Origin of the sequence: Mesorhizobium sp. LNJC405B00, assembly GCF_000502615.1 — a bacterium.
GTDB lineage: Bacteria > Pseudomonadota > Alphaproteobacteria > Rhizobiales > Rhizobiaceae > Mesorhizobium.
In genome coordinates this window covers 1-12,825 of sequence record NZ_AYWC01000045.1, presented here as the reverse complement: position 1 = coordinate 12,825, position 12,825 = coordinate 1, and the positions used below count along the sequence as shown (strand labels likewise).

General features: G+C 64.0%; 12 protein-coding genes and 2 pseudogenes. 5 read left to right on the top strand and 9 right to left on the bottom strand.

Features of this window, described 5'->3' with window-relative positions; genetic code table 11:
• Positions 1 to 1,309, top strand: a pseudogene (locus X756_RS01000000166425) (aminomethyltransferase family protein); the annotation flags it as partial.
• A 171-nt stretch (positions 1,310 to 1,480) separates the two neighbouring features.
• Here X756_RS01000000166425 and X756_RS136480 read toward each other — a convergent pair.
• The 7 genes from X756_RS136480 to X756_RS136510 form a co-directional block, all read right to left on the bottom strand.
• The gene (locus tag X756_RS136480; RefSeq protein ID WP_023731932.1) at positions 1,481 to 2,062 is read right to left on the bottom strand and encodes an NAD(P)H-dependent oxidoreductase; all 582 of its coding nucleotides are present in this window, start codon (positions 2,060 to 2,062) and stop codon (positions 1,481 to 1,483) included.
• Complete coding sequence (locus tag X756_RS136485) at positions 2,062 to 2,643, bottom strand: NAD(P)H-dependent oxidoreductase (RefSeq protein ID WP_023700354.1); 582 nt, start codon at positions 2,641 to 2,643, stop codon at positions 2,062 to 2,064. Before X756_RS136485 ends, X756_RS136480 begins: the two co-directional genes overlap by 1 nt.
• Positions 2,644 to 2,929: 286 nt before the next feature.
• Complete coding sequence (locus X756_RS136490) at positions 2,930 to 4,333, bottom strand: FAD-binding oxidoreductase (RefSeq protein WP_031239759.1); 1,404 nt, start codon at positions 4,331 to 4,333, stop codon at positions 2,930 to 2,932.
• Entirely contained in the window at positions 4,333 to 5,634 is a 1,302-nt protein-coding gene (locus X756_RS136495; RefSeq protein WP_023731930.1) for a cytosine deaminase, read from the bottom strand. Before X756_RS136495 ends, X756_RS136490 begins: the two co-directional genes overlap by 1 nt.
• 199 nt (positions 5,635 to 5,833) lie before the next feature.
• On the bottom strand, positions 5,834 to 6,685 hold the full coding sequence (locus X756_RS136500; RefSeq protein WP_023690276.1) for an ABC transporter permease: 852 nt from the start codon (positions 6,683 to 6,685) through the stop codon (positions 5,834 to 5,836).
• On the bottom strand, positions 6,672 to 7,496 hold the full coding sequence (locus X756_RS136505; protein WP_023731929.1) for an ABC transporter ATP-binding protein: 825 nt from the start codon (positions 7,494 to 7,496) through the stop codon (positions 6,672 to 6,674). Before X756_RS136505 ends, X756_RS136500 begins: the two co-directional genes overlap by 14 nt.
• A 2-nt stretch (positions 7,497 to 7,498) precedes the next feature.
• Positions 7,499 to 8,503, bottom strand: coding sequence for an ABC transporter substrate-binding protein (locus X756_RS136510; RefSeq protein ID WP_023670774.1), 1,005 nt, complete (start codon positions 8,501 to 8,503; stop codon positions 7,499 to 7,501).
• A 255-nt stretch (positions 8,504 to 8,758) separates the two neighbouring features.
• Between X756_RS136510 and X756_RS136515 the strand changes: the two genes are divergently transcribed.
• Both X756_RS136515 and X756_RS136520 read left to right on the top strand, forming a co-directional pair.
• Positions 8,759 to 9,142 (top strand): RidA family protein, encoded by a 384-nt coding sequence (locus tag X756_RS136515; RefSeq protein ID WP_023731928.1) that lies wholly within the window; start codon positions 8,759 to 8,761, stop codon positions 9,140 to 9,142.
• A gap of 53 nt (positions 9,143 to 9,195) precedes the next feature.
• Entirely contained in the window at positions 9,196 to 9,999 is an 804-nt protein-coding gene (locus X756_RS136520; protein WP_023670776.1) for a creatininase family protein, read from the top strand.
• Between the two features lie 9 nt (positions 10,000 to 10,008).
• On the opposite strand, the gene X756_RS136525 is transcribed toward X756_RS136520, so the two are convergent.
• Entirely contained in the window at positions 10,009 to 10,518 is a 510-nt protein-coding gene (locus X756_RS136525) for a tyrosine phosphatase family protein (RefSeq protein WP_023685231.1), read from the bottom strand.
• Complete coding sequence (gene cobD / locus X756_RS136530; RefSeq protein WP_023731927.1) at positions 10,515 to 11,570, bottom strand: threonine-phosphate decarboxylase CobD; 1,056 nt, start codon at positions 11,568 to 11,570, stop codon at positions 10,515 to 10,517. The genes X756_RS136525 and cobD overlap by 4 nt, the downstream gene beginning before the upstream one ends.
• On the opposite strand from cobD, the gene cbiB reads away from it, so the two are divergent.
• Both cbiB and X756_RS01000000166420 read left to right on the top strand, forming a co-directional pair.
• Complete coding sequence (gene cbiB / locus X756_RS136535; RefSeq protein WP_023731926.1) at positions 11,569 to 12,546, top strand: adenosylcobinamide-phosphate synthase CbiB; 978 nt, start codon at positions 11,569 to 11,571, stop codon at positions 12,544 to 12,546. The genes cobD and cbiB overlap by 2 nt on opposite strands.
• A 95-nt stretch (positions 12,547 to 12,641) precedes the next feature.
• Positions 12,642 to 12,825: pseudogene (locus tag X756_RS01000000166420) on the top strand (hypothetical protein); the annotation flags it as partial.

The following is a 12,825-nucleotide window of genomic DNA, read 5'->3' as shown; positions in this document are numbered from 1 at the left end:
GGCCTGCTCTATGCGGATCACTTCCCCTACCGGCAGATGGCAACGTCCAGAAATGTCAGGCGCTCGCCCCTGCACGAACACCTGAAGGCGCGCGGCGCCGTGTTCGGCGAAGTCGCCGGCTGGGAGCGCGCCAACTGGTTTGCGCGAGAGGGACAGGAGCGCGAATACCGCTATTCCTGGAAGCGGCAGAACTGGTTCGACAACCAGCGCGAGGAGCACCTGGCGGTCCGCAACAAGGTCGGCCTGTTCGACATGACCTCGTTCGGCAAGATCCGTGTCGAAGGCCGCGACGCCTGTGCCTTCCTGCAAAGGCTGTGCGCCAACGATATGGACGTGGCGCCGGGCAAGATCGTCTACACCCAGATGCTCAACCAGCGCGGCGGTATCGAAAGCGACCTCACGGTGTCGCGGCTATCTGAGACCGCCTACTTCCTCGTCGTGCCGGGCGCGACGCTGCAACGCGACCTCGCCTGGCTGCGCCGGCATGTCGGGGATGAATTCGTAGTCATCACCGATGTCACGGCAGCTGAGGCCGTGCTCTGCCTGATGGGTCCGGATGCGCGAAAGCTGATCCAGAAAGTCAGCCCCAACGATTTCTCCAACGACAACAATCCATTCGGCACCTTCCAGGAGATCGAGATCGGCATGGGCCTCGCCCGTGCCCACCGCGTCACCTATGTCGGCGAACTCGGCTGGGAACTTTATGTTTCGACCGACCAGGCGGCCCATGTCTTCGAGGCGATCGATGAAGCGGGGGCGGATGTCGGCCTGAAACTTTGCGGCCTGCATACGCTGGATTCCTGTCGCATCGAAAAGGCGTTTCGGCATTTCGGCCATGACATCACCGACGAGGACAATGTGCTGGAGGCCGGCCTCGGCTTTGCGGTCAAAACCGCCAAGGGCGAGTTCATCNGACATCACCGACGAGGACAATGTGCTGGAGGCCGGCCTCGGCTTTGCGGTCAAAACCGCCAAGGGCGAGTTCATCGGTCGCGATGCGGTGCTGAAGAAAAAAGAAGCCGGCCTGTCGCGCCGGCTGGTGCAGTTCCGGCTGAAGGACCCGCAGCCTCTGCTCTTCCACAACGAGGCGATCCTTCGCGACGGCAAGATCGTCGGCCCGATCACATCAGGCAACTACGGCCACCATCTCGGCGGCGCGATCGGGCTGGGCTATGTGCCCTGCCAGGGCGAGAGCGAGGCGGATGTGCTGGCCTCGTCCTATGAGATCGAGATCGCCGGCGAGCGCTTTCCGGCGGAAGCATCGCTGAAACCGATGTACGATCCCAAGGCGGAACGGACGAGGATGTAGCACCTTTTTACCCTCCCCTTGTGGGGAGGGTCGGCTCGCAGTCGGAGCGAAGCGGCGATTGCGAGACGGGGTGGGGGGGTGCGCCCTACGAGACCCCCCACCCCGCTTCGGAAAAGCCGCCTTGCGGCATTTGCTGCGCGACCCTCCCCACAAGGGGGAGGGTGAAGAAGCTCAAAACCGCTCCAGCTTCGCCCGCACCTTCACCAGAAACGCCGCCCTCGTCCTTGGCGTGGAGGCGTCCATCAGGTAGTGCGCCAGGAAAAACGTCCGGCAGCGGCGGGCGCACAGCGCGCGCATACCGCGCAGCAAGGTCTTGCGGCCGGGCTGGCCGACGACGACGCTCCACCAGGTCGGCGCGCCGCAGGTGGTGATGACGCCGACCCCGGTGACATGTGTCATCAGCGACGTGATGCGCCCCTTGCCCAGCTTGAAGGCGACATCGGTCGCCCAGACCCGGTCGAGCCAGCCCTTCAGCATGGCCGGCAGCCCGTACCACCAGGTCGGATAGATGAACAGGATCGCCTCAGCCCAGGCGAGATGCTCGAAATGCGGTTTTAGGGCCGGATCCTCCGGCGCCCGCTCATTGTAGGCGCGTCGCTCTTCGCAGCCCATCACCGGATCGAATTTCTCCGCATAGAGGTCGAGCAGCCGCACCTCCCAGCCGCGTGCCTTCAGCACATCGACTGCGGCATCTCTGATGGCGGCGCAAAAGCTTTCGGGCACCGGATGGCAATAGACCACCAGCACGCGCATCAGAATTCATCCATCCCGGCCGCGACCTTGGCCATGAAGGCTGCCCGCGTCTCGTCGGTCGACAGGTTCATCGAATAATGAGCGAGGTAGGACACCGAGGCGCCGGGCCTGATCGTCGCGCGCAGCATCCGCTTGACCAATCTGCGTGGCGGATCGCCCATCAGCATGGCGCGGAACCGGCTGCCGCCATAGGTGGTGACGGCGGTCAGCTTGCGGATGTTGTGGAGCGAAGGCTGCGCCTTGCCGTCGACCAATTTGAACGACACGCCGGGCAGAAACACGCGGTCGAAAAAGCCTTTCAGGATGGCCGGGAAGCCGTAGTTCCAGACGGGATATGACAGCACCAGCGCCTCGGCCTTGAGCAGCCGCTCGACATAGGGCGCGGCCGGGTCCGCAGGGCTGCGTTGGTTATGATAATCCAGCCTCTCCCCGCGCGTCAGCCTGGGGTCGAAATCCTCTGCATAGAGATCGCAATCGTCGACCTCATGGCCGGCGGCCGTCAGCCGCTCGACGATCGTGCGGTGCAGGCCTGCATTGAAGCTGGTCTCCACCGGGTGTGCGTAGAGGACGAGGACTTTCATGGGGAAATGCTTGCGAGGTGGGCGCGAGGCACCCCCCTCTGCCCTGCCGGGCATCTCCCCCGCAAGGGGGGAGATCGGACTGCCGCATCGCTTTCACTAATTGTCAGCGTGTCAGATTGGCCGCGGCGTTCAGGCTGCCAATCTCCCCCCTTGCGGGGGGTGAGAAGTGGTCGGCGAAGCCGATGGGAAGCCAATTGCTTGGCTTTCCAAACGACGAACGCCCGAAGCGGCAGCGTAGGGCCTGTGCCGGCAGGACAGAGGGGGGTGCTCAAGCTCAAACCTCTGCTCATTCTGCTTTCTGCAACCCCTTGAACAAAAAAGTCCGGCCCGAGCGATAGTCGTAATCCGGATTTTCCCAGGCGATCATCTTGCCGGGATTGAGCAGGCCTTGCGGATCGGTCTCGCGCTTGAAGGCGAGCTGGATTTCATCCGTCTGCTTCATGCCGCCCTCTTCCAGCGTGTAGCGGTGCGGGTTGAAGATCGGGCAGCCGTTCTCCTCATGCAGCCGGATGATTTCGTTGAGCCGGGCCTCGGTGGTGAATTTCACCAGCGGCAGGCCGAAGCAGGTGATGTTGCCGTCGAGGCGCACGAATTCGAGATGCGAAAAGACCTCGTTCGGAAACATCGCGTCCATCTTCTCCACCAGCGCCAGCTGGTTGGGGAACGGATAGAGCGATTGCAGATAGGTGACCGCGGGATCGACCCGCAGTGCCCTGAGCGTGGTGTGGTTCCACGCCAGTTCGAAGCCCGGCGGCAGGCCCTTTTTCTCTTCGTCCGTTGCCGTCGCCGCATTGAAGATGACTTCGCCGCCGGCGCGGCGGGTGAAGGCGAGGAACGCGTCTAGCCCATGCCGGGCAACCATGACGACGCAGATGCTTTGCCCGTCCCGGAAGAACTTCTGGTGGCGCTTGAAATAGAGCTGCGGCACGGGCGCGGCGATCGGCGTGATCAGCTTGGTCAGGATGCCGTCCTGGCGTGCCAGCGCGTTGCCGTAGCGGGCTGCCGGCATGAAAGCGTCGAAGCCGACGATCACGTCGATCCATTCATAGGCTGCAGTCAGCGGCATCTCGACCTCGGTGATGATGCCGTTGGTGCCATAGGCGTGGGTGACCTTGTGCAGGTCCTCGCCGGCGAGTTCGAGCGCCTTCGGCTTCGCCTCCATAGTGACGACGCGCAGGCGCAGCACATTGCCGAAATCACGCAGACCGCCGAAATTGATCGAGCCAACGCCGCCCGAGCCGCCGGCGATGAAGCCGCCGATCGAGGCGGTGTTGTAGGTCGACGGCGACAGCCGCAGTTCCTGCCCGGAATGCGCGCGCGTCGCTCTGTCGATGTCGGCGAGGATCGCGCCCGGCCCGGTGACGACGCGGCCCGGCGCTATGGCCTTGATCTCGTTCATCTCGGCAAGGTTCAAAACCACGCCGCCCGACAGCGGCATCGCCTGGCCGTAATTGCCGGTGCCGCTGCCGCGCGGCGTCACCGGAACGCCATGACGGTGGCAAGCGGTAAGCACGCGGATCAGTTCGGCCTCGTTCCTGGGCGTCACGATCAGGTCGCCGGTGACGTGGTCGAGCTGCTGCTTCAGCACCGGGCTGTACCAGTAGAAGTCGCGGCTCTTCTGCTGGACGATGGCCGGATTGTCGTCGAGCTTTATCCCGTCGAGATCACGTTTGAGCGCCGAAACATCCATCATTCCACCATCAGTTCGTCGAGCTCGGCATAGTCGGGCAATTGCCTGTCGATCGCTCGGCCGTTGCGCACGACGATGCGATCCGATTCGGGCCGCGACAGCAATTCCGTCCAACTCCGCCCTTTGAAGACGATGAAATCGGCGCTGCCACCAGCTGCCAGTGTCCCGACACCATCGAGCCGCATCACCTTGGCCGGCGTCGCCGCCACCGTCTGCGGCCAGTCGCCGACCGGATGGTCGAAATGCAGGATGCGCGTCGCCATGCGGTAGACCTCCAGCATGTCGAGATCGCCATAGGCATAGAAAGGATCGCGGGTGTTGTCGGAGGCGACCGCGACCGCAATGCCCCTCGCCTTCATCTCGTGCAGCAAGGTCACGCCGCGCCAGCGTGGCGTGGTCTGGTCGGCGCGCCGGTCCTGCAGATAGAGATTGCACATCGGCAGCGACACCACGGCAAGCTTGGCCTTGGCGACCTTGTCCAGCGTGTCGAGCACGTCGAGATCCGGCTGGCGCGCCAGCGAGCAGCAATGTCCCACCAGCATGTTGCCCTCAAAACCGTTCCAGAGTGCAGCCTCGGCAATCTTCTTCAGCGAGATCGCCGCGATGTCGTCGGTCTCGTCGGCGTGGAAATCGAGATCGAGCCCGTGCTTGTTCGCCTCGGCGAACACCTTGTCGAGAAGCTCTTCGAGATCCGGCACCATATAGGTGACGACGCCGAGCACGCCCTTGGCCGCAGCCACACGCTTGGCCAGCCTCTCGAACCACTTTCTGTCGCGCACGCCTTCGATGCCGAGCAGGCAGGCCGCCTGCAGCTCGATGCGGCCGCGCCATTTCTCCCGCATCGCCTCGAACACCGGCCAGGAGATTTCCTCCTGTGGCGGCACGCTGTCGAGATGAGTGCGCAAGGCCTTGGTGCCGTGCGCGTAGGCCGAGCGCAAAGAGAAATCCATGCGCCGCGCCACGTCCTCGGCGCTCCAGCGCGCTGCACGGTCGGCGCCGGTGGCATTGAGCGCGCCCATGAAACTGCCGTCGGGATTGGGTTTGCGCGGCCAGATCTGGCCCTTGTCGATATGGGTGTGGCAGTCGACGAAGCACGGCAGGATGATGCGGCCGGCAAGGTCGATGGCGGTGGCTGGCGCTTTTGATTTCTTGTGCGCGGCGATGCTGGAGAGCTTACCGTCGGCGACGGCGATGTCGGCCAGCGCGAAACCGTCGGTGTCGTAAGTGGGGGCAAGACCTGATGTCAGCGACCGGTGAAGGCGGACGTTGGTGAGATGGTACGAGCCAGAGGTCGGTATCAAGGACCGCCCCCCTCTGCCCTGCCGGGCATCTCCCCCTCAAGGGGGGAGATTGGCAGCTTTTCCGACAGCACCCGTCTTCCAACGTCGATAATTGGCGAAATCCCGGATGACGTCCAATCTCCCCCCTTGAGGGGGAGATGGCCGGCAGGCCAGAGGGGGGTGTTTCGCGCCAGCATCTCAATCACGTCACCCAACCCCCCTACCGCTCATGCTTCAGCGCGCTCTCGTGCCAGCGGCGCAGGATGAGATGCGACACGAGCGACAGCACCAGGAAGATCAATATGCCGGTGAGCGAGATCAGGATCAGCGCCGCGAAAAGCCTTGGCGCGTTGAGGCGGTAGCCGGCCTCGATGATGCGCGAGGCGAGCCCTGAGGATTGTCCCTGCGCGCCGGCGACGAACTCGGCCACCACGGCGCCGATCAGCGACAGACCGCCGGCGATCTTCAAGCCTCCTAGAAAATACGGCATGGCCGCCGGCAGTCTGAGATAGCGCAATTGCTGCCAGCGCGTCGCGCCGTTGAGCTTGAACATGTCGCGCAGATTGCGGTCGACCGAATTGAGGCCGAGCGTGGTGTTGGACAGGATCGGGAAGAACGCGACGATCCAGGCGCAAAGCAAAAGCTTCACCGTCTGGTTGTCCACATAGATGTTGATGAGCGGGAAGACCGCCACGATCGGCGTTACCTGCAGCACGATGGCGAAGGGAAAGAACGACATCTCCACCCATTTCGATTGCGCAAACAGCACCGCCAGTCCGACGCCGCCGACGACCGCGAGCAGCAGGCTGAGAAAGGTTATGCGCAACGTGACCAGCAGCGCGGAGAACAGGAGCCCGGCATCGCTATAGAGCGTCCACAGCACCACGCCGGGGCGCGGCAGAATATATTGCGGGATCGCGTTCCACACGCAGATGCGGTCCCACAGCCAGATCGCCAGGATCATGATCGCCAAAGGCAAGACCCACCGGCCGATCCGCTCCAGCCGCTCCTGGCGTACGCGGCCGGCCTCTTCCGCGTCGAGCGTTGCGGCATTCTGGTCAATGGCCGTCATGGTGCGGTCCGGCTGATGTGTTGATGGCGTTGACCAGGATGTCCGAGGCCTGGCGGCAGAGCGCGGCATAGTCGGGCGAGGTGCGAAACACCTCGTCGCGTGGATAGGCGGCATCGATGGCAAGCTCGGCATGGACGCGGCCCGGCCGCGCCGCCATGACGACGACGCGGTTTGACAGGAACACGCTTTCGAAGACGCTGTGGGTGACGAAGACGACGGTGAAGCGCTCGTCCTGCCACAGCTCCAGAAGGTCGTTGTTGAGCTTGAAGCGGGTGATCTCGTCGAGTGCCGCGAACGGCTCGTCCATCAACAGAATGCGCGGCTTCGTCACCATGGCGCGTGCGATCGAGACGCGCATCTTCATGCCGCCGGAAAGCTCGCGCGGCACGGCGTTTTCGAAACCGGTCAGGTGCACCCGCTCCAGCATCTCCGTCACCGCCGGCCCCGCCTTGGCGCGCGACACGCCTTTCAGCCTGAGCGGCAGCCAGACATTGTCGAAGACATTGGCCCAGGGCAGCAGCGTCGGTTCCTGGAAGACGAAGCCGATATTGGCGCGGTCGATCGAACCGCCCCAGTCGAGCTGACCGGATGTCGGCGTCGACAGGCCCGCGATCAGCCTCAACGCCGTCGACTTGCCGCAGCCGGACGGCCCGAGCAGGCTGACAAAATCGCCCTCGCGGATGGCGAGATCGACGTCGCTCAATGCAGTCACGCCATTGGAAAACACCTTGCCGACATGGCGCAGCGTCAGCAGCATCGGGCCTTCACCCGATGCCGTCATGGGCGCCTGCGCCATCTTTTCCAGCTTCACGATTACTTCTTCAGCTCGATTCCGACACCTTTGTTGATGAAGGCCAGCGTATAGGCCTTCTTGATATCGATGCCCTCGGGCGTGACCTTGGCCTTGACCATCTTGTCATAGAAGCTCTTGATCCGGTCTTCGTTCATGGCGCCGATGCCGAGCTTTTCGGTGTCGCCGGAATCGGCCAGGCCGAACTTCTTCATCTGCTCGATCGAGAAGGCAATCTGCTCGTCGCTCATGTCGGGATTGTCTTTCTTGATCATCTCGTTGGCGGCCTTGTTGTCGCCGTAGAGGTAGTTGTACCAGCCCTTGGCCGAGCCATCGACGAAGCACTGGACCACCTCCGGCCGCTTGTCGATCGTGTCCTGCATCACCTCGATCGTCGTCGAATAGGTGTCCCAGCCATAGTCGGCGAGCAGGAACTGGTTGGGCACGAAGCCGCCTTCCTTCTTGACCGCAAAAGGTTCCGAGGTGACGTAACCCTGCTGGATCGACTTCTTGTTGGCCAGGAATGGAGCGGTGTTGTAGGTGTAGGGCACGCGCTTGGCGGCATCGAAACCGAGTTCGATGACCATCCACTGGAAGAAGGTCTGGACGCCCTCGTCGCCCAGAATGTACTGGTCGGCGTTCTTCAAATCCTCCCACTTGTCCAGCCCCTGCCCCGGGTGGGACATGATGACTTGAGGGTCCTTCTGGAAATCGGCGGCGACGACGCGCATCGGGATGCCCTGCTGGACGGCGTCGAAAGCCGACAGCAGATTGCCGCCCATGTAGAAATCGAGCTTGCCGGCCAGCAGCAGCGGCCGCCCGCTGACCTGCGGACCTCCCTGCGAAATCGTCACGTCGAGGCCACATGCAGCGTAGGTGCCGTCGGCGACGGCCTGGTAGTAGCCGCCATGCTCGGGCTCGGCCAGCCAGTTGGTGCCGAAGGTGACCTTCTCGTTTGCTGCCGCGCCGAACGTGCCGGCTCCAAGCAGCGCGACCGCAAGCGCTGAAATCTTCTGTTTTCCGTACATCGACACCACCCTTTGTTGGCTCCGGAGCGTCACGCGCCGGGCTCGACACCATTGATCCAAGAAGCAAGACACATGCCACCGCCCGGGCCGCCTGCTTGCGCGGCAGTCACTGCCAACACCGGACGGGTCATGCTGTGCGGGAGGCATCGTGCCTATTTTTTGGACGCCTGTCCACAATCGCCCTTGTGCCATGCACCACATCTTGAACGTACTATCGGTCACGTCTTAGGCTGGTCTCGCAGACAGGAGATTGCCATGTTCAGATACCTCGCGCCGAAGTCGATCAAGCCGCCTTTCGCCCGCTACAGCCACGGCGTCGAGGTGCCGCCAGGCAAGCGGCTGGTTCTGTGCTCCGGTCAGGTCGCCATCACGGCGGACGGCCAGATCCCCGAGGATGCCGGCGCGCAGGCCGAGCTCTGCTTTCAAAACATAGCGGCGATTCTGGCTGAAGCCGGGCTGGGGCTAGGCGACATCGTGCGCATAAACGCCTACGTCACCGACCGCGCCTTTCTGCGGCCCTATATGGACGTCCGCGACCGCTTGTTTGCCAGCCCCGCGCCCGCCTCGACGCTGATGATCGTGTCAGGCTTTGCGCGGCCGGAGTTCAAGGTCGAGGTCGAGGCGATTGCGGCTGGGTGATCGACAGGCGACGTTTGGCGCGCTAGGTCTCCCTCACAGTCAAGAGGCATGACATGACCGTTGCAAACAGACGCGTGTGGTGGGGCGACTACCGGACCACCGAATACGCCGCGATCGATCCGGAGGCGACGATTGCCGTGCTGCCGGTGGCGGCGATCGAGCAGCACGGCCCGCATCTGCCTGTATCAACCGATACCTCGATCATGAACGGCATGCTGGAGACGGTCATCGCCCGCCTGCCCGGCGATCTCGACATCCGCATCCTGCCGGTCCAAACGGTCGGCAAGTCGAACGAGCATCTGCAGGCGCCGGGCACGCTCACCCTGCCGGCGGCCACCCTGGTCGATGCCTGGACCGAGCTTGGCCTGTCCGTTGCCCGCGCAGGCGTAAGGAAACTGATCGTCGTCAACTCGCATGGCGGCAATGAAGAGATCATGGGCATCGTCACGCGCGAGCTGCGCGTGCGTGAGAGGATGCTGGCGGTGAAGACCAGCTGGCAGCGCTTCGGCCGCCCCGCCGGCATGTACACCGAGCTGGAAGACCGCCATGGCATCCATGGCGGCGACGTCGAGACCTCGTTGATGCTGCATTTTCGCCCGGAGTTAGTCGACATGGCCAAGGCCGACAATTTCGCCTCCAAGGTCGCCCGCGCCGAAACCGAATTTGCGCTGCTGCGCCACACCGGAACGCACGCTTTCGCCTGGATCGCTGGGGATCTCAACCCCAACGGCGTGGTCGGCGATGCCAGCATTGCCACGGCCGAGAAAGGCCGACTGACGGCGGAGCATCAGGCCGACGGCTTCATCACCCTGTTGAAGGATGTGCGCAAGGCGAAGCTTGCCGACTGGCTGGCATAGCGGGCCGCCTTAGCCGTCGATCTTCAACACGAAAGGCGTACCCTCAAAAGCATCGGCGCCGCGTCCGATCGCCTCGATCGCTTCGATCATGCGGCCTTGTCGTGAGAGAAGAGCATCCGCGACGGCGATCAACCGTGGATTGGGTGTCGCCGAGGGCGAAAGCTTCCGCAATGTCTGCGCAAGTTCGACTTCGTCGCGCTTCGGGGCGAGCGCCGCCGCAATGATATAGGCCGAGGCGGTCGAGCGGCTGATGCCGGCATAGCAATGGACGACCATGGGTTTGGCGCGGTCCCATTTCCGGGCGAAATCGAGCAGATTGCGCACATGGCCTTCGCCGGGCATGGTCATGCCGTCCTGCGCCACCGCGATGTCGTGCATGACCAGATGCAGGTGGTTCTCCCTCGATATCGAGGCCGGCCGCGTCACCTCGGTGCCGGCAGCGAGCAGCGACAGCACGCGCTCGGCGCCGCTTTTGGCCACCGTCTCCTCAAGCTTTGCCAGCGAACAGATATGGATCATGGCGCGATCTCCTTCGACCCATCGTCGCGCCGTGCGTGCCAGTCGGCAAGCGCCGATTCGAGCCGCTGCCATTCCTCCTGACTTCCAGGCAGCCCCGCGCGGAGCACCTGGGGACGCTCGGAAAAATGCCTGAGCAATATGCCGCGCTCACCGAGCGTCGAAAACAGCCCCGGTGCATCGGCAAGCCGGAGATAGCGAAACAGCGTCGTGCCGCCGGCGACAGCAACGCCAAAGCGCGAAAGCAGCGCATCGAGCCGCTCCGCATCCTGCGCCAGCCGCCGCCGCATGCCGGCCTGCCAGCCGCTGTCGGCAAGCGCGCGGATGCCGTATTCGAGCGCTGGGCCGGCGACCGCCCAAGGGCCGAATTGCGTTTCAAGCCTTTCGACCGTCGCTGCATCGGAAAGTGCGAAGCCGAGCCGCAGGCCGGCGAGACCGAAGAACTTGCCAAACGAGCGCAGCACGACGATGCCGCCCCGCCCGACATCGCCGGCCAGGCTTTCCGCGTGCGGGCCGACATCCATGAAGGCTTCGTCGACGACCAGCAGACCGCCTATGGCGCGCAATGTCTCGGCAAGCCGAAGCAGCCTTTCCCGCGACACGACGAGCCCGTCGGGATTGTTGGGATTGACGACGATGGCGATTTCGGCTCCGGCAAGCGCCTCGAAATCGTCGACCTCCGCCACCGCATGGCCGGCAATCGCGGCGGCCCTGGCATGCTCGGCATAGGTCGGCCCGAGCACCAGCGCCTTGCCGGGGCTGACCAGCGAGGCGACGCGCGGCAGCAGGATCTGCGTGCCCGGGGCGACCGTCACATTCTCGGCCGAAGGCGCGCCATAGGCGCCGGCCGCGACCCTGGCCAGTTCACGCAGGCGCGCGGCCTCCGGCAATCGTGACAGGGCGGTGGCGGGCAGCTCGAAAAGCGGGTAGGAGTGCGGATTGATACCTGTCGAGAGATCGACGAAAGGTTGTGGCGCGTGAGGGAAGAGCGCCCTCGCCCGGCCAAGGGATCCACCGTGATCCACCACAGCAATCGCTCCATCAGAAAGCTTCATGTCGATCCTGATCGCTTTCCTGTCGCTGGCCATCGAACGCATCCTGGGTTACCCGGACTGGCTGTTCCGTGCCGTCGGCCATCCCGTCACCTGGTTCGGCAGGCTGATAGCCTTTCTCGACCTCAGGCTCAACCGCGACACTGATTCCGACGCGCTGCGTCGCCGCCGCGGCGTGCAGGCGCTGCTGGTAATCGTGCTGGTGCCGGCGGCAATCGCCTTCATCGTGCAAATCCTGCTCTGGCAGCTCTTTCCTGCCGGCATGATCATCACGGCAATCCTGGCCTCGTCGCTGCTGTCGCAAAAGAGCCTTACCGAACATGTCGAGGCGGTGGCCGATTCGCTGGATACCGGCGGGCTGGCGCTCGGCCGCATTGCGGTTGCGCGCATCGTCGGCCGCGATCCAGAGAAGCTCGACCATGCCGGCGTCAGCCGCGCCGCCATCGAAAGCCTGGCCGAGAATTTCTCCGACGGCATCGTTGCGCCCGCCTTCTGGACAGGTGTCTGCGGTCTGGCCGGCGGCGTCGCCTACAAGGCCGCCAACACCGCCGATTCGATGATCGGCCACCGCACCCCGCACCACGAGGCCTTCGGCGGCGCGGCGGCACTCTTCGACGACTGGATCAACCTGCCGGCGTCCCGGCTGACCGCGTTGCTGATCGTTGCCGCCGCCTTTCTCGTTGACGGCGCCGATCCCCGCAACGCCTGGCAAGCAGTGCGGCGCGACGCCAAAAAGCACCGCTCACCCAATGCCGGTTGGCCGGAAGCAGCAATGGCCGGCGCACTCGGCCTGGCGCTCGCCGGCCCGCGCAGCTATGGCGGCGTTGTCGTCAACGATGCCTTCATGGGCGAAGGCGGCCGCCGCGAGGCGGAAAGTCTGGACATCAGGCGGGCGCTGAAACTTTATCAGGTCGCCGACTATCTGCTGATTGGGCTGTTCGGGTTGCTGTCGGCGGTGCTTATCGCGGTGACGTCCTGAGAGCTTACCGTCGCCCTTCCTTTACCCTCCCCCTTGTGGGCATAGGCGCTAAGATAGGTATTGCCCTGCGGAATCGGGTGTGATTCTACACTGCGATGACACACGAATCGCTTGTTGATGACGGCTGGGCCGAGACGATTGAGCTTCTCGGCGGCGAAAATTTGCTCACGCAGAGCGCCCGCGAGACGAAGGCGTTCCTGCGCCCGCGCGGCGTCAGGGCGGCGAGCGACCTGTTGCGCCTGACACTGGCTTACTGCCTTGGCAAGGTTGGCATGCGGG